This is a genomic window from Klebsiella sp. K47 (genome assembly GCF_051858335.1).
Classification (GTDB): domain Bacteria; phylum Pseudomonadota; class Gammaproteobacteria; order Enterobacterales; family Enterobacteriaceae; genus Klebsiella; species Klebsiella pneumoniae.
Map to the genome: position 1 here is coordinate 1 of NZ_JBPYUI010000002.1, position 16,475 is coordinate 16,475.

Sequence of the window (16,475 nt, forward strand, 5' to 3'; positions counted from 1 at the left end):
CAATGTCAGCCATACCCATCGGGGCCCCCGGGTGGCCGGATTTGGCTTTCTGTACAGCGTCCATGCTCAGCGCACGAATAGCGTTAGCAAGCTCTTTACGTGAGGACATTTTGACTCCAGTTCGGACTGTTGAAGGCCATGCCCTTAACGACTTGACGAGAGCGCGTTTTGGGCTACGCCGGAAAAAAGTGTGAACAATGTAACCCAAGCGACAAGTCATGTACATGGAGCATCCTTTTGCCCTTTAAGAAATCTCTGGAACAGGTTGTGCTACGCCGGAATCCGCTCGCCCGCATCCTGCGATACTCTTTATAATTTACGCAGAATACGGTTCCCTGCCGTCGCCGTATTTTCGGATAAACAACCATAAGATTGTGGAAGATAAAAATGAAAATTCGCTCAACCGTACTTGCTCTTGGGATCGCAGCAACCCTCACCGGATGTCAGAACATGGACTCCAACGGTCTGCTCAGCTCAGGCGCCGAAGCCTTCCAGGCATACTCTCTCAGCGACGCGCAGGTGAAAACCTTAAGCGACCAGGCCTGTAAAGAGATGGACGCCAAAGCGAAAATCGCCCCGGCCAACAGTGAATACAGCCAGCGGCTGAACAAAATCGCGGCTGCGCTGGGCGATAACATCAATGGTCAGCCCGTGAACTACAAGGTCTATGAGACCAAGGATGTCAACGCCTTCGCCATGGCCAACGGCTGCATCCGCGTCTACAGCGGGCTGATGGATCTGATGAACGATAATGAAGTCGAGGCGGTGATCGGCCACGAAATGGGCCACGTCGCGCTGGGCCACGTGAAGAAAGGCATGCAGGTCGCCCTGGGTACCAACGCCGTGCGTGCGGCGGCGGCCTCCGCGGGCGGTATCGTCGGTAGCCTGTCGCAGTCTCAGTTGGGCGATCTGGGCGAAAAACTGGTGAACTCGCAGTTCTCCCAGCGTCAGGAATCGGAAGCGGATGACTACTCTTACGACCTGCTGCGTAAGCGCGGTATCAATCCGTCGGGACTGGCCACCAGCTTCGAGAAACTGGCCAAGCTGGAAGCCGGCCGTCAGAGCTCTATGTTTGACGATCACCCGGCATCGGAAGCCCGCGCGCAGCATATTCGCGATCGCATGAAGGCCGACGGCATTAAATAAGCGACAGCGGGAGGCGCTAGCGCCTCCTCACCAATCTTTGCCAGCCAACAATCAAATAGCCAGGGCTTTATTGAAGACAGCCACTTGGAACTCTTTTTACGTAACGCTTATACCCGTCATACTTCAAGCTGCATGTGCGTTGGCAATAACTCGGCCTATCCCTGGGCCTCGCCCCTACGGGGCCAGCGCAAGCGCTGTTCAAAACGGCTAGCCGTTTTGTCCGGCAACTCGAAATATTTAGGGTATATACCAAACGTGATTATCGCGATGGGTTGCCGGATAAAGCCGAATGGGGCCAGGGGATTATCGCCACCTTCAAATCGGGGTTTACCCAGGGACCGGTCGGCTTCGGTGTGGACTGTATCGCCCAGTATGCGGTGCGCCTTGACGGCGGTCGCGGGCCCAGCGACCTGCGCCTTGATTAACCCCCTGTACCGTACGGCACAGGGGGTTACCGGGGTTATTCGCCCTTCTTCGCCGCCTGGATGTACAGCATCTCCAGCGCCAGGGTCGCCGCCGCCAGAGCGGTAATTTCGGACTGATCGTAGGCCGGGGCGACTTCCACCACGTCCATCCCGACGATGTTCAGGTCCTTCAGGCCGCGCACCAGCTTGATCGCGCGGTCGGAGGTCAGCCCGCCGATAACCGGGGTACCGGTGCCTGGCGCAAACGCCGGATCCAGACAGTCGATATCAAAGGTCAGGTACACCGGCATGTCGCCGACGATCTGCTTCACCTGGGCAATCACGTCATCAACGCTGCGGTCGTTAACCTGGCCGGCGTCGAGCACCGTAAAGCCATTGTCTTTGTCGAACTCGGTGCGGATCCCGATCTGTACGGAGTGGTTCGGATCGATAAGCCCTTCGTTCGGCGCGGTATAGAACATGGTGCCGTGGTCGAACTCGCAGCCGTTGGCGTAGGTATCGGTGTGAGCATCGAAGTGCACCAGCGCCATTTTACCAAAGTGCTTGGCATGGGCGCGCAGCAGCGGCAGGGTAACGAAGTGGTCGCCGCCAAAGGAGAGCATACGTTTGCCGGCCGCCAGCAGCTTCTCGGCGTGAGCCTGCAGCTTCTCGCTCATTTCGCGCGCGTCGCCGAAGGCGTAGACCAGATCGCCGCAGTCCACCACGTTCAGGCGCTCGCGCATATCGAAGTTCCACGGGAAACGGTTGTGCTCCCAGGCAAGGTTAGTGGAAACCTGACGGATCGCCGCCGGGCCATGACGGCCGCCCGCGCGCCCGGAGGTCGCCATATCGAACGGCACGCCGGTGATGACCCAGTCCGCATCGCTTTCATACGGCATAAAGTTCATTGGCAAACGCAGAAAGCCAAAGGCATTGGATACCAGGGAGTTATCGTATTGATGACCTAAAGTGCTCATGGATATGACCTCTTTTGACAGTCGTGGAACGTAAAAAATAAGTATAAAAAAACCCCTCCGCGTCGTTAGGCCCGACGAGGAAGGGTTTGATAGATAAATCGCTTATTGGCGTGAATTATCGCCGGTAATGCATACAGGTTCAAGTGAGTATCGCATGCTGCCGGATGACGGCTTCGCCTTATCCGGCCGACATACGCAGGCCCGGTCAGCGCAGCGCCACCGGGCATCAGCAGCTACTCGTCTTCCAGATAAGTATAGCCGTACAGTCCCGCCTCGAACTCCTCGAGGAACTGCTGCTGCAGCGCGTCGTCCAGACCGGTATTTTTCACCTGATCGCGGAACTGGGTCAGCAGCGTGTTCGGATCCAGCTGCACATACTGCAGCATATCCGCCACGGTATCGCCCTCGTCGGACAGCTCAACCTCAACGCTGCCGTCAGGGAAGACGAACACGTCCACCGCCTCGGTATCGCCGAACAGGTTATGCATGTTGCCGAGGATCTCCTGATAGGCGCCAACCATGAAGAAGCCCAGCATCGGCGGGTTCTCCGGGTCGTATTCCGGCATCGGCATGGTGGTGGCGATCCCGTCGCCGTCCACGTAGTGATCGATGGCGCCATCGGAATCGCAGGTGATGTCCAGCAGCACCGCGCGGCGCTCAGGCGACTTGTTCAGCCCTTCCAGCGGCATCACCGGGAACAGCTGATCGATCCCCCAGGCATCCGGCATCGACTGGAACAACGAGAAGTTGACGTAGATTTTATCCGCCATTCGCTCCTGCAGCTCATCGATGATGGGACGATGGGCGCGGTTGCTCGGGTCGAGCTGCTTCTGCACCTCATGGCACATGTTCAGATACAGCTGTTCCGCCCACGCGCGCTCCTGCAGGTTGAAGGTGCCTGAGGAGTAGCCGATATGGATATCGTGCAGGTCCATCTGGCTGTCGTGCAGCCATTCGCGCAGCGAGCGGCGGTTGCCGGTCTCGTGCATCTCCAGCCAGGTTTCCCACATGCTCTGCAGCGGACGCGCAGCGTCTTCCGCCGGCGGGGTCGCCTCGGTGTATTCGTTACGCTCAACGCCGATGATGTTGGAAACCAGCACGGTATGGTGCGCGGTCACCGCGCGGCCGGACTCGGTGATCACCGTCGGGTGCGACAGGCCATTCTCTTCGCAGGCATCGCCGATCGCCCAGATGATATTGTTGGCGTATTCGTTCAGACCGTAGTTCACCGAGCAATCGGACTGCGAGCGGGTGCCTTCATAGTCCACGCCCAGGCCGCCGCCGACGTCGAAGCACTGAATATTGACACCCAGCTTATGTAGTTCGACGTAGAAACGCGCCGATTCACGCACGCCGGTGGCGATATCGCGAATGTTAGCCATCTGCGAACCGAGGTGGAAGTGCAGCAGTTGCAGGCTCTCAAGATGGCCTGCCTCGCGCAGAATTTCGACCAGTTGCAGCACCTGGGTCGCTGCGAGGCCGAACTTGGACTTCTCGCCGCCGGAGGACTGCCATTTACCGGAGCCCTGCGAGGCCAGACGCGCACGTACGCCAAGGCGCGGCACCACGTTCAGGCGCTCGGCCTCTTCCAGTACGATAGCGATCTCGGACATCTTCTCAATGACCAGATAGACCTTGTGGCCCATCTTCTCGCCCACCAGCGCCAGACGGATATATTCGCGGTCTTTATAACCATTACAGACGATGACGCTGCGGGTCATCCCGGCGTGCGCCAGCACGGCCATCAGTTCCGCTTTCGAACCGGCTTCCAGGCCCAGCGGCTCGCCGGAATGGATCAGCGATTCAATCACGCGACGGTGCTGGTTAACCTTGATCGGGTAGACGAGGAAGTAATCGCCGTTATAGCCATACGATTCACGCGCGCGTTTGAAGGCGGCGTTGATCGAGCGCAGGCGGTGCTGCAGGATCTGCGGGAAGCAGAACAGCGCCGGCAAGCGCTGCCCTTGCGCTTCACGCGCTTTGACTAATTCCGCGAGGTCAACGCGCGCTTCCGGGACGTCCGGATCCGGGCAAACGCTGATGTGGCCCAGTTCGTTGACGTCATAATAGTTATTGCCCCACCAGGCAATATTATAAGTACGCAGCATCTTGCTGGCTTCCTGGGAGCTCATCGCTACCTCCTGCATGGAACGTAGTACACCGTGTTCGCCTGCTGACGAAGGCGAAACCATAGACATGTCGTCAGACATAGCGAACCTCAATTTTTAATAATAAGTGTAAGACAGTTAACTACTATCGCAGTCCAAAGATGCGATAACAACCCATGAACAGTCCTAAAGCCCAGCACTATCTGCTGGTTTTGCGACTGCGCGACCGGTTTCTTATTCATATCATCGTAAAACACGTAGCCGAACAGAGTATGACAGTCCGGAGAAACCACGAGAAAACTCTTGCCAGGCAAGAGCGCCCTTGTTCAGTTTTCTGACGGCCGACCGGCCCTGGAATCCTGAGAAGCGCCGAGATGGGGTGAACATCGGCTGGTTTGCATGAGAGAGATGCAGGTTGCGGAGTGCTGACGCGCGACAGAACGACGCGACGAATCAAACGAAAAACATTGGTTCATTATCTGGTATCACCTCCACACCGCCCTGCGACAGGGTCGGCGACAAGCCAAAGCTATACATACCGGGCAACAGGCGCTACGCCGCTGCGAGATTCTGTAAATACAGACTGCTTAACCCGGCTGGAAGTGGCACCACAGGGCCATGCCCCGTGCGCTTTTTTAATGAGCCGCGCGCGGCGTTTTATACCGAGAAGCGGGGTAAAAAGCAAAATAAAAATGTGCCTGTTTGCGCGGTTGTCAGGAAATTTTGCCAGGCGGGTTTTCCCATAAATGCGACCGCCATCAAAAAAGGCTGGAAATGGGCTCAAGATTTGACCTAAAATGGCCGTCCAGAAGTTAATCCGTCTATACTGATTAACACTCAGACTGCTCGTGTCGCTACCTGCGCGGCTTTGCGCTGATTATCCACCAAAGCCACATTACACAACAGTATGAGCTATCCGAATCGTCCACAGGTGAAATAAAATATGGCAAAACACCTTTTTACGTCTGAGTCCGTATCAGAAGGGCATCCTGACAAAATTGCTGACCAAATCTCCGATGCCGTGCTGGATGCGATCCTCGAGCAGGATCCAAAAGCGCGTGTCGCATGTGAAACCTATGTCAAAACCGGCATGGTGCTGGTAGGCGGCGAAATCACCACCAGCGCATGGGTTGATATCGAAGAGATCACCCGCAACACCGTCCGCGAAATTGGCTACGTGCATTCCGATATGGGCTTTGACGCCAACTCGTGCGCCGTACTGAGCGCCATTGGTAAACAGTCTCCGGACATTAACCAGGGCGTTGACCGTGCCGATCCGCTGGAACAGGGCGCCGGCGACCAGGGGCTGATGTTTGGCTACGCCACTAACGAAACCGACGTGCTGATGCCGGCGCCGGTGACTTACGCTCACCGTCTGGTGCAGCGTCAGGCTGAAGTGCGTAAAAACGGCACCCTGCCGTGGCTGCGCCCGGATGCGAAAAGCCAGGTGACCTTCCAGTATGACGACGGCAAAATCGTCGGCATCGACGCGGTCGTTCTGTCGACTCAGCACGCGGAAGATATCGATCAGAAATCCCTGCAGGAAGCAGTGATGGAAGAGATCATCAAGCCGATTCTGCCGACCGAATGGCTCAACGCGTCCACCAAATTCTTCATCAACCCGACCGGCCGTTTCGTTATTGGCGGCCCGATGGGCGACTGCGGTCTGACCGGTCGTAAGATCATCGTTGATACCTACGGCGGCATGGCTCGCCACGGCGGCGGCGCGTTCTCCGGTAAAGATCCATCTAAAGTTGACCGTTCCGCAGCCTACGCGGCGCGCTATGTGGCGAAGAACATCGTTGCCGCAGGCCTGGCCGATCGTTGCGAAATTCAGGTTTCCTACGCTATCGGCGTTGCAGAACCGACGTCCATCATGGTGGAAACCTTTGGCACCGAGAAAGTGCCTTCTGAACAGCTGACCCTGCTGGTGCGCGAGTTCTTCGACCTGCGTCCATACGGTCTGATTCAGATGCTGGATCTGCTGCACCCGATCTACAAAGAAACCGCAGCCTACGGTCACTTTGGTCGCGAACATTTCCCATGGGAAAAAACCGACAAAGCGGCGCTGCTGCGGGAAGCGGCCGGTCTGAAATAATCTCCGCGCTTCCTCTCTTCAAGGCCAGCCTCGCGCTGGCCTTTTTATTTACGCCCCCCCCTTTTCTGCGCCCCCATTTCAACGCGCGGCCGCCACAAAATGAAAGCGATTACATAGTAAAGACTGTCACCTTCTGCCCAAAGACGCTATCTCCTGTACCCATTTTTCACAATGTTACATATTGTTTCGGTCAACTCTGATTACCGTTTTTCAAAATGTCGTCTATCCTTATTTATATTGCTGATTTAAAAAGCATTTAATGAATTACGTTTCTTTACCTTTGTGGAAACGATTACACAGCCGTGATTATAGTCACGTTTTTTTACCGACGAGTGTCCTACCCTAACCATCGACAGAATCAATAACTCAACTGGAGGGCGTTATGCCTGACAACAAAAAACAAGGGCGTTCGAACAAGACTATGACGTTCTTCGTCTGTTTCCTCGCCGCGCTGGCTGGCCTGCTGTTCGGCCTTGATATCGGTGTTATTGCGGGTGCCTTACCCTTTATTGCCAATGAGTTCCAGATTTCCGCCCACACCCAGGAGTGGGTGGTCAGCTCCATGATGTTCGGGGCTGCCGTCGGCGCGGTCGGCAGCGGCTGGCTCTCTTTCAAACTGGGCCGGAAAAAGAGCCTGATGATCGGCGCCATCCTCTTCGTCGCCGGTTCGCTGTTCTCTGCCGCCGCGCCAAACGTCGAGATCCTGCTGGTTTCCCGTGTGCTGCTCGGCCTGGCGGTGGGCGTCGCCTCATATACGGCTCCGCTGTATCTGTCGGAAATCGCGCCAGAAAAAATTCGCGGCAGTATGATTTCCATGTACCAGCTGATGATCACCATCGGGATCCTTGGCGCCTATCTCTCTGACACCGCTTTCAGCTACAGCGGCGCATGGCGCTGGATGCTCGGGGTTATCATCATTCCGGCGGTATTGCTGCTGATCGGTGTTATCTTCCTGCCGGACAGCCCGCGCTGGTTCGCCGCCAAACGTCGCTTTGTCGATGCGGAACGCGTGCTGCTGCGCCTGCGCGATACCAGCGCCGAAGCGAAACGCGAGCTCGATGAAATCCGTGAAAGCCTGAAGGTAAAACAGTCCGGCTGGTCGCTGTTTAAAGACAACAGCAACTTCCGCCGCGCGGTGTTCCTCGGCATCCTGCTGCAGGTGATGCAACAGTTCACCGGGATGAACGTCATCATGTACTACGCGCCGAAGATCTTTGAGCTGGCGGGTTATGCCAACACCACTGAGCAAATGTGGGGGACAGTGATCGTCGGTCTGACTAACGTGCTGGCCACCTTTATCGCCATCGGTCTGGTCGACCGCTGGGGCCGTAAACCGACGCTGATCCTTGGCTTTATCGTGATGGCCGCGGGTATGGGCGTCCTGGGTACCATGATGCACATCGGCATTCACTCCTCTACCGCGCAGTACATCGCCGTCCTGATGCTGCTGATGTTCATCGTCGGTTTCGCCATGAGCGCCGGCCCGCTGATTTGGGTACTGTGCTCCGAAATCCAGCCGCTGAAAGGCCGCGACTTCGGTATCACCTGCTCCACAGCGACCAACTGGATTGCCAACATGATTGTCGGCGCCACCTTCCTGACCATGCTCAACTCGCTGGGCAGCGCCAATACCTTCTGGGTGTACGGCGGTCTGAACGTGCTGTTTATCCTGCTGACGCTGTGGCTGATCCCGGAAACCAAAAACGTCTCGCTGGAACATATTGAACGTAACCTGATGCAGGGTCGTCCACTGCGCGAGATCGGTGCCCGCGATTAACCTTCCTGAGCTTCCTCCCATCCCGGGAGGAAGCTTCCTCTTGCTCTCCCCCCTCCGCCGCACTATCCTCTGGCGCTATGAAAACGCCCCGTATTCCCATCGCTATTCAGCAGGCCGTCATGCGCAGCCTGCGGGAGCATCTCGCCAATGCGAATCGCAAGCTGGAACGCCGCTATGCGGAACCGACGCTGGTCTACCAGCAGCGTGGTACTTCCGCTGGCACCGCCTGGCTGGAGAAAAACGAAATTCGTTTAAACCCGGTGCTACTGCTGGAAAATCAGCGGGAGTTTATCGATGAAGTGGTGCCGCATGAGCTGGCGCACCTGCTGGTCTGGCAGCATTTCGGCCGCGTCGCGCCGCACGGGAAAGAGTGGAAATGGATGATGGAGAGCGTCCTTGGCGTTCCCGCGCGTCGCACCCACCGCTTTGAACTCGCTTCGGTCCGCCAGAACACCTTCCCCTATCGCTGTCGCTGTCAGCAGCACCAGCTCACCGTCCGTCGCCATAACCGGGTGGTTCGCGGCGAGGCCACCTACCGCTGCGTTCGCTGCGGCGATCTGCTGGTGGCTGAAAAATAACCATCGGAATTAATTAGAAACTTTCTGATCTGACTGATTGCATCCGGCACCCTCATTCGCTACGTTGCGGGCTCGTTTTGACACGGAGTTAACGATGTCCCGTATGCATGTTTTAGCCGTAGCGGTATTGAGCGCGGCAGTCAGTGGTCCGCTTGCGGCCGCTGGTATTAATAGTTTTTCCCAGGCCAAAGCCGCTGGCGTCAAAGTGAATGCCGACGTTCCGGGCGATTTTTATTGCGGCTGTAAAATCGACTGGCAGGGGAAAAAAGGCGTTATCGATTTGGAATCCTGCGGCTATAAAGTGCGTAAAAATGAGAACCGCGCCAGCCGGGTTGAATGGGAGCACGTAGTGCCGGCATGGCAGTTCGGCCATCAGCGTCAGTGCTGGCAGGAGGGTGGACGTAAAAACTGCGCCAAAGATCCGGAATACCGCAAGATGGAAAGCGATATGCACAACCTGCAGCCGGCGGTGGGAGAAGTGAATGGCGATCGCGGCAACTTTATATACAGCCAGTGGAACGGCGGTGAAGGCCAGTACGGCCAGTGCACCATGAAGGTCGATTTTAAAGATAAAATCGCCGAGCCCCCTGCCCGCGCTCGCGGCGCCATCGCCCGCACCTACTTCTATATGCGCGACCGCTATCAGCTGAATCTTTCCCGCCAGCAAACTCAGCTGTTTACCGCCTGGAATAAACAGTACCCGGTCACCGCCTGGGAATGTGAACGTGATGAGCGCATCGCGAAAGTGCAGGGCAACCATAATCCGTATGTCCAGCAGGCTTGCCAGGCGCAAAAGAGCTAACCTACACTAGCGGCAATTGTTAATTTGCAGCTCTGTGCTTCCCGCCCGATGGCGGGAAGCTGGCATCTGCGCAACGAACGGAATATCAAGCATGCGCATTCCTCGCATCCATCATCCAGAACGCCTCATTGTCGGCAGCCAGATCGCGCTGAGCGATGACGCGGCCAACCACGTCGGCCGCGTCCTGCGCATGACCGCCGGTCAGCACCTACAGCTTTTTGACGGCAGTAACCAGGTGTTTGACGCGGTCATCACCGAGGCCGGTAAGAAAAACGTTACGGTTGAGGTGCTCAGTGGCGAACCTGACGATCGGGAATCGCCGCTGCATATCCATTTAGGCCAGGTGATGTCCCGCGGCGAAAAAATGGAATTCACCATCCAGAAATCGATCGAACTCGGGGTAAGCCTCATAACGCCACTGTTTTCCGAGCGCTGCGGCGTTAAACTGGATGCCGAACGTTTGCAGAAAAAGATCCAGCAGTGGCAGAAAATCGCTATTGCCGCCTGCGAACAGAGCGGTCGTAACGTGATACCGGAAATACGTCCGGCGATGCAGCTGGAGGCGTGGTGCGCCGAGCAGGACAGCGGGCTGAAGCTCAACTTGCACCCGCGCGCCAGCGCCAGCATTAACACGCTGCCGCTGCCGGTTGAACGCGTCCGTCTGCTGATTGGCCCGGAAGGCGGGCTGTCGGCTGAAGAGATAGCGATGACCGCGCAATACCAGTTTACTGATATCCTGTTGGGACCGCGCGTTCTGCGTACAGAGACTACTGCGCTCACCGCCATCACCGCCCTACAGGTGCGTTTTGGCGACTTAGGTTGAGGCGTTAACGGAGAAGAACCATGATCAAGCTCGGCATCGTGATGGATCCCATCGCAACCATCAACATCAAGAAAGACACCAGCTTCGCTATGTTGCTGGAGGCGCAGCGTCGCGGCTATGAACTCCATTATATGGAGATGAACGACCTCTATTTGATCAACGGCGAAGCCCGCGCCCGGACGCGCACGCTGAGCGTCGAACAGAACTACGATAAATGGTATGACTTCACCGGCGAGCAGGATCTGCCGCTGGCGGACCTTGACGTCATCCTGATGCGTAAGGATCCGCCGTTTGATACCGAATTTATTTATGCCACCTACATCCTGGAGCGGGCGGAAGAGAAAGGCACGCTTATCGTCAACAAGCCGCAGAGTCTGCGCGACTGTAACGAGAAGCTGTTCACCGCCTGGTTCTCTGAACTGACTCCGGAAACGTTGGTCACCCGCAATAAAGCCCAGCTGAAAGCCTTCTGGGAAAAGCACGGCGATATCATCATGAAACCGCTCGACGGCATGGGCGGCGCCTCTATTTTCCGTGTTAAAGCCGGCGATCCAAACCTTGGGGTGATTGCCGAGACGCTGACCGAACTGGGCAGCCGCTACTGCATGGCGCAGAACTATCTGCCGGCCATTAAAGATGGCGACAAGCGCGTGTTGGTAGTGGATGGAGAGCCCGTGCCTTACTGCCTGGCGCGAATTCCGCAGGGTGGCGAGACCCGCGGCAATCTGGCCGCCGGCGGCCGCGGCGAAGCCCGCCCGTTGACCGAAAGCGACTGGGAAATCGCCCGCCGCGTCGGCCCGACGCTGAAGGCCAAAGGCCTTATCTTCGTCGGCCTGGATATCATCGGCGACCGTCTGACGGAAATTAACGTCACCAGCCCCACCTGCGTACGCGAAATCGAAGCCGCCTTCCCGGATATTTCGATCACCGGTATGCTGATGGACGCTATCGAAAGACGTATCGATAAATAAGCACGACGGCGGACCAACGTCCGCTTTTGGCGCAGCGAGCGCGGATTACCGCGCTCGTGAAACGTTGCCAGCCTGACGCCACTCGGGCGCCGGCCAGATAAAGTGCATCGACACCATTCTACTTTGCCCGCATACTGGGTGTTGCTTTTTTGAACCAGGAACGAACCTCTGACAATGAATTTACAGCATCACTTTCTGATTGCCATGCCCGCGCTTCAGGACCCCATTTTCCGCCGCTCGGTAGTCTATATCTGCGAGTACAACGACGAGGGTGCCATGGGCATTATTATCAATAAGCCGCTGGAAAATCTGCAGGTGGAAGGGATCCTTGAGAAGCTCAAAATTGTCCCGGAGCCGCGCAATCCAGAGATCCGTCTGGATAAACCAGTGATGCTGGGAGGCCCGCTGGCGGAAGACCGCGGCTTCATTTTGCATACCCCGCCCTCTGACTTTTCCTCGAGCATTCGCATCTCGGATAACACGGTGATTACCACCTCGCGGGATGTTCTTGAAACCTTAGGTACAGATCGGCAGCCGGGCAACGTGCTGGTTGCGTTGGGCTACTCTTCGTGGGAGAAAGGGCAGCTGGAGCAGGAGATTTTAGATAATGCCTGGCTCACCGCCCCGGCGGATCAGAATATTCTTTTCCGTACGCCGATCGCCGATCGCTGGCGCGAGGCGGCTAAACTGATTGGTATCGACATTGTGACGATGCCAGGCGTCGCGGGGCATGCGTGATGAGCGGAACCTTTCTCGGCTTTGACTTTGGCACCAAAAGCATCGGCGTGGCGGTGGGACAACGCATCACCGCGACCGCACGACCATTACCGGCGCTGAAGGCGCAGGACGGTAAACCGGACTGGAACGTCATCGAAAAACTGCTTAAAGAGTGGCAGCCTGAGGCGGTAATCGTCGGCCTGCCGCTCAATATGGACGGCACCGAGCAACCGCTGACGGCGCGCGCGCGTAATTTCGCCAATAAAATTCATGGCCGTTTTGGCGTCGCGATCCTTCTCCACGATGAACGACTGAGTACGGTTGAGGCCCGCGCGGGCCTGTTTGAACACGGCGGCTACCGGGCGCTGAATAAAGGCAGCGTCGATTCGGCCTCTGCCGTAGTCATACTGGAAAGCTACTTCGAGCAGAGCTTTTAAACTCTGCCCTCCTGCGCCGCCGGCGGACCGCTGACGGCGCACGTTTACCCGCTTAGTGGCGCAGATGTTCGTTAGCCCAGCTCACCGCCTGGGTGCGATTTTTCACGCTCAGTTTACGAAACACATTGTACAGGTGCGTCCGCACCGTGTTCTCGCTGATAAACAGCGCGCGGGCGATATCCAGGTTCGTCGCGCCGCAGCGCAGTTCGTTGAGGATCTCGCATTCCCGCTCGGTCAGCGGCGAGTTCTCTACTGGAGTCGATGCATGGTCCGCAGCGTACATCGCCGGGTGCATCACGCTCAATTCAGCCGTCTGCTCGCCGTTCAGCACGGCCTTAATGCCCTCAATTAAGCGCGATTCATCATCGTCATGACGGAACACGCCATATAAAGCCGGCCACTGCGCCATTTCGTATAGCTCATACTTTTGTGCGCTATTAATAATCAACAAACGAGGATTATCTGCCTGCAGGCGAATAATATCCCGCCACACCCCGTTTAATTTCTTATTTGACACTGCAATATCAAATAATATTACAGAATCTTTTGCCAAACGCTGCGCCAGCGGTTTATTAATATTTTGTAAAACCACCGGTGCCATCAGGGTTTCGCTCAGATAGCTGGCAAAGGCTTTGCTTTGAATAGACGGGTGGGTAATAAAGGTTACCTGACGAGAAGATGATGAATTTCCATTTAAATTAATCACTTAAAACTCTCCTTAGCTGTTACCCACCGCCATGGTGGTTAAATGAATAAAAAAGATACAAACAGTCGTGAATTTATAAATCACCAAGGTAATTTACAAACTGAAACGTTATTCCATGAGAATCATCCTATTCCCACAAACAGCATAAATCGAATGACTCAAAGCTGTCAAAAGATAATCAAACTTTTTTCCTGGAAATGCGTATTCACTGTCGACATATCTAATCTGAATGTGTTATTTGAATTTATAATCAAAAGTTATTTGTATTACCAAATAATATTAATAAACAACAAATAAACATTCATCTAACATATCATTTAACCTGTCATATCAATCTCTTTCTCATCTTATAGCGCGCCTGCAGCGACACGTTGCTGAAAACTCTGGGTAAAGGTCAACATTCCGGCCTGCATCCCGGTCTGCATCACACCAGGCAATTGATGTACTTTTCCTTCACGGATCAAATTCGCCACCGCTGGCGTGTTGACCAGAAGCTCGTATAGCGCAACTCTCCCGCCCTGACGTGCAGGTAACAATTTTTGCGCCAGCACCGCGCACAGGCTTCCGGCAAGCTGGCTACGAACCTGATCTTTCTCCTCCGCCGGAAAGACATCGATCAATCTCTCCACCGCCGGCGCCGCGCCGCGGGTATGTAATGTCGCCATTACCAGGTGCCCGGTCTCCGCCGCGGTTAACGCCAGGCGAATGGTTTCGCTGTCGCGTAGCTCCCCGAGCAGGATCACATCCGGATCCTGGCGCAGCGCCACGCGGAGCGCCGCGGCGAACGAAGGACAGTGACGGCCAACTTCCCGCTGCTGGATCAGACAGCGCTCGCTGTGATGAATAAATTCCACCGGATCTTCAAGCGTCAGAATATGGCCATCAAGATGCTGATTGAGGTGCCCCACCATTGCCGCCAGGGTGGTCGACTTGCCGCTGCCCGTCGCTCCGGTGACCAACAGCAAACCACTCTCTTCCGCCAGCAGTTCGCTCAGCGCAGGCGGGGCGCCGAGCATATCCAGACGCGGGCACTGTTCAGGAAGGAGACGCAGCACCAGCGATATCCCACGCGTATGGGCGAAGGCGCTGGCGCGCAGCCGCGCACCGCAGGCCAGGTTCAGCGCAAAGTCAATCTGGCCGTGTTCCTGCCAGTGCAGTAACTGTGCGGCATCGAGCCAGTCGTTGAGTAAATTCGCAATATCCGGCGCGGGAAAGGGCGCGGGCTCCAGCCTGCCCTGCCGCCGCCAGCGCGGTGCGGCGGAATTGCACAGGTGTAGATCGGAGACATTATGCTTTACACTAAGGGCTACGATTTCTTCCAGCTTCATAACTCATCCTCGGAATATGAACGATATTGCGCATAACCTGGCACAGGTCCGGGACAAAATCTCCGGTGCTGCCGCCCGATGCGGGCGTGCGCCAGAAGAAGTGACATTGCTTGCAGTGAGTAAAACGAAACCTGCGAGCGCGATCGAAGAAGCCATTGCGGCAGGCCAGCGGGCATTTGGTGAAAACTACGTCCAGGAGGGCGTGGAGAAGATTAACCATTTCCAGCAGGCTGGCGTCAGCGGGCTGCAGTGGCACTTTATTGGCCCCCTGCAGTCCAACAAAAGCCGGTTGGTGGCAGAGCATTTTGACTGGTGCCACACCGTCGATCGGCTGAAAATCGCCACCCGCCTGAACGAGCAGCGCCCGGCGCATTTACCGCCGCTGAAGGTGCTGATTCAAATTAACATCAGCGATGAGCAGAGCAAATCCGGCATCCCGCTGGAAGCGCTCGACGGCTTAGCGGCGGAGATCGCTGAGTTACCTCATCTGGAACTGCGCGGCCTGATGGCCATCCCCGCGCCTGAGTCAGAATATGTAAGGCAGTTTGCCGTCGCCCGGCAAATGGCGGTAGCATTTGCGCGATTAAAAACGCGGTACCCCACGGTCGATACGTTGTCTCTGGGAATGTCGGAGGATATGGAAGCCGCAATCGCGGCGGGAAGCACGATGGTGCGCATCGGTACAGCCATTTTTGGTGCGCGCGACTACAGCAAATAATAAGGAATCTGAGGAACGCCATGAAGACGTTGACTTTCCTGCTTTCAACGGTCATTGAGCTTTACACGATGGTCGTGTTGTTACGCGTCTGGATGCAGTGGGCGCGCTGCGACTTTTACAATCCGTTTTCGCAGTTTGTGGTGAAAGCCACGCAGCCGATTGTCGGACCGCTGCGCCGGATTATCCCGGCAATGGGGCCGATTGACAGCGCCTCGCTGCTGGTGGCATTTATTCTCTGCGTCATCAAAGCGATCGTGCTGTTTATGGTGATCACCTTCCAGCCGATCATCTGGATCTCCGCTCTGCTTATTCTGCTGAAAACCATCGGCTCGTTGATCTTCTGGGTACTACTGTTGATGGCGATCATGAGCTGGGTCAGCCAGGGCCGTAGCCCGGTGGAGTATGTGCTGATGCAGCTGGCGGACCCGCTGCTGCGCCCTATCCGCAACCTGCTGCCGTCGATGGGCGGTATCGATTTCTCGCCGATGGTGCTGGTATTGCTGTTGTACGTAATCAATATGGGCATCGCCGAAGTGCTGCAGGCCACCGGTAATGTACTGCTGCCGGGGCTGTGGATGGCGCTATGAGTGCCGTTGAAACCTGCGCTGACGGGCTGGTGCTGAGGCTGTACATTCAGCCTAAGGCCAGCCGCGATAGCATCGTGGGCGTACATGGCGACGAACTTAAAGTCGCCATTACCGCCCCGCCCGTTGATGGCCAGGCCAATGCCCACCTGGTGAAATTTCTCGCCAAACAGTTCCGCGTCGCCAAAAGCCAGGTACTGATTGAAAAAGGCGAGCTGGGCCGCCATAAGCAAGTTAAAATCATCGCCCCACAACAGATCCCGACTGCGGTCGCGGCGCTAACTGAATAAACAGGATTCAT

Annotated in this window: 19 protein-coding genes and 2 pseudogenes; 14 read left to right on the plus strand and 7 right to left on the minus strand. The window is 56.3% G+C overall.

Features of this window, described 5'->3' with window-relative positions; genetic code table 11:
- A partial coding sequence (locus RRF55_RS01715; RefSeq protein ID WP_168878993.1) for a hypothetical protein occupies positions 1-109 on the minus strand: 109 nt, incomplete at its 3' end.
- A 278-nt stretch (positions 110-387) separates the two neighbouring features.
- Here RRF55_RS01715 and RRF55_RS01720 point away from each other — a divergent pair.
- The 3 genes and pseudogenes from RRF55_RS01720 to RRF55_RS01730 all read left to right on the plus strand — a co-directional run.
- Complete coding sequence (locus tag RRF55_RS01720; protein ID WP_004151780.1) at positions 388-1,146, plus strand: M48 family metallopeptidase; 759 nt, start codon at positions 388-390, stop codon at positions 1,144-1,146.
- A gap of 33 nt (positions 1,147-1,179) precedes the next feature.
- A pseudogene (locus RRF55_RS01725) lies at positions 1,180-1,254 on the plus strand (hypothetical protein); the annotation flags it as partial.
- 86 nt (positions 1,255-1,340) lie between these two features.
- Positions 1,341-1,553: pseudogene (locus RRF55_RS01730) on the plus strand (OprD family outer membrane porin); the annotation flags it as partial.
- 53 nt (positions 1,554-1,606) lie between these two features.
- Here the strand turns inward: RRF55_RS01730 and speB are convergent.
- The 4 genes from speB to RRF55_RS01750 all read right to left on the minus strand — a co-directional run bounded on the left by speB (position 1,607) and on the right by RRF55_RS01750 (position 5,111).
- Positions 1,607-2,527 carry an agmatinase gene (gene speB, locus RRF55_RS01735; protein ID WP_002916572.1) on the minus strand — a complete coding sequence of 307 codons (921 nt, stop codon included), beginning with the start codon at positions 2,525-2,527 and terminating at the stop codon, positions 1,607-1,609.
- Between the two features lie 233 nt (positions 2,528-2,760).
- On the minus strand, positions 2,761-4,737 hold the full coding sequence (gene speA / locus RRF55_RS01740; protein WP_032415538.1) for a biosynthetic arginine decarboxylase: 1,977 nt from the start codon (positions 4,735-4,737) through the stop codon (positions 2,761-2,763).
- An 8-nt stretch (positions 4,738-4,745) separates the two neighbouring features.
- The gene (gene yqgB / locus RRF55_RS01745; protein ID WP_002916578.1) at positions 4,746-4,877 is read right to left on the minus strand and encodes an acid stress response protein YqgB; all 132 of its coding nucleotides are present in this window, start codon (positions 4,875-4,877) and stop codon (positions 4,746-4,748) included.
- Positions 4,878-4,961: 84 nt separating this feature from the next.
- Positions 4,962-5,111, minus strand: coding sequence for a hypothetical protein (locus RRF55_RS01750; RefSeq protein ID WP_418133705.1), 150 nt, complete (start codon positions 5,109-5,111; stop codon positions 4,962-4,964).
- A 467-nt stretch (positions 5,112-5,578) separates the two neighbouring features.
- Here RRF55_RS01750 and metK point away from each other — a divergent pair, with 467 nt between their 5' ends.
- From metK to ruvX, 8 genes are all read left to right on the plus strand, one after another.
- Entirely contained in the window at positions 5,579-6,733 is a 1,155-nt protein-coding gene (metK, locus tag RRF55_RS01755) for a methionine adenosyltransferase (protein WP_004149807.1), read from the plus strand.
- 382 nt (positions 6,734-7,115) lie between these two features.
- Positions 7,116-8,510: a sugar porter family MFS transporter gene (locus RRF55_RS01760; RefSeq protein ID WP_002916587.1), complete on the plus strand. Its 1,395-nt coding sequence runs from the start codon at positions 7,116-7,118 to the stop codon at positions 8,508-8,510.
- A 77-nt stretch (positions 8,511-8,587) separates the two neighbouring features.
- Positions 8,588-9,088, plus strand: a complete 501-nt coding sequence (locus RRF55_RS01765) for a SprT family zinc-dependent metalloprotease (protein WP_002916588.1) — start codon at positions 8,588-8,590, stop codon at positions 9,086-9,088.
- 94 nt (positions 9,089-9,182) lie between these two features.
- Positions 9,183-9,890, plus strand: coding sequence for a deoxyribonuclease I (endA, locus tag RRF55_RS01770; RefSeq protein WP_439419082.1), 708 nt, complete (start codon positions 9,183-9,185; stop codon positions 9,888-9,890).
- A gap of 91 nt (positions 9,891-9,981) precedes the next feature.
- The gene (gene rsmE / locus RRF55_RS01775; RefSeq protein WP_023287988.1) at positions 9,982-10,713 is read left to right on the plus strand and encodes a 16S rRNA (uracil(1498)-N(3))-methyltransferase; all 732 of its coding nucleotides are present in this window, start codon (positions 9,982-9,984) and stop codon (positions 10,711-10,713) included.
- Between the two features lie 20 nt (positions 10,714-10,733).
- Complete coding sequence (gshB, locus tag RRF55_RS01780) at positions 10,734-11,684, plus strand: glutathione synthase (protein WP_002916600.1); 951 nt, start codon at positions 10,734-10,736, stop codon at positions 11,682-11,684.
- A gap of 174 nt (positions 11,685-11,858) precedes the next feature.
- Positions 11,859-12,422, plus strand: coding sequence for a YqgE/AlgH family protein (locus tag RRF55_RS01785; RefSeq protein WP_002916603.1), 564 nt, complete (start codon positions 11,859-11,861; stop codon positions 12,420-12,422).
- The gene (gene ruvX / locus RRF55_RS01790) at positions 12,422-12,838 is read left to right on the plus strand and encodes a Holliday junction resolvase RuvX (RefSeq protein WP_002916605.1); all 417 of its coding nucleotides are present in this window, start codon (positions 12,422-12,424) and stop codon (positions 12,836-12,838) included. Before RRF55_RS01785 ends, ruvX begins: the two co-directional genes overlap by 1 nt.
- A gap of 52 nt (positions 12,839-12,890) precedes the next feature.
- On the opposite strand, the gene RRF55_RS01795 is transcribed toward ruvX, so the two are convergent.
- Positions 12,891-13,544, minus strand: a complete 654-nt coding sequence (locus RRF55_RS01795; RefSeq protein ID WP_009308631.1) for a LuxR C-terminal-related transcriptional regulator — start codon at positions 13,542-13,544, stop codon at positions 12,891-12,893.
- Positions 13,545-13,891: 347 nt separating this feature from the next.
- Positions 13,892-14,872 carry a type IV pilus twitching motility protein PilT gene (locus tag RRF55_RS01800; RefSeq protein ID WP_004149811.1) on the minus strand — a complete coding sequence of 327 codons (981 nt, stop codon included), beginning with the start codon at positions 14,870-14,872 and terminating at the stop codon, positions 13,892-13,894.
- Between the two features lie 16 nt (positions 14,873-14,888).
- Between RRF55_RS01800 and RRF55_RS01805 the strand changes: the two genes are divergently transcribed.
- Genes RRF55_RS01805 through yggU form a run of 3 tightly spaced genes read left to right on the plus strand, consistent with a single transcriptional unit; the run spans position 14,889 to position 16,464 of the window.
- On the plus strand, positions 14,889-15,590 hold the full coding sequence (locus tag RRF55_RS01805) for a YggS family pyridoxal phosphate-dependent enzyme (RefSeq protein WP_023287989.1): 702 nt from the start codon (positions 14,889-14,891) through the stop codon (positions 15,588-15,590).
- 20 nt (positions 15,591-15,610) lie between these two features.
- Positions 15,611-16,177, plus strand: a complete 567-nt coding sequence (locus RRF55_RS01810; protein WP_002916613.1) for a YggT family protein — start codon at positions 15,611-15,613, stop codon at positions 16,175-16,177.
- On the plus strand, positions 16,174-16,464 hold the full coding sequence (gene yggU, locus RRF55_RS01815; protein WP_002916614.1) for a DUF167 family protein YggU: 291 nt from the start codon (positions 16,174-16,176) through the stop codon (positions 16,462-16,464). Before RRF55_RS01810 ends, yggU begins: the two co-directional genes overlap by 4 nt.
- Positions 16,465-16,475 lie beyond the last annotated feature (11 nt).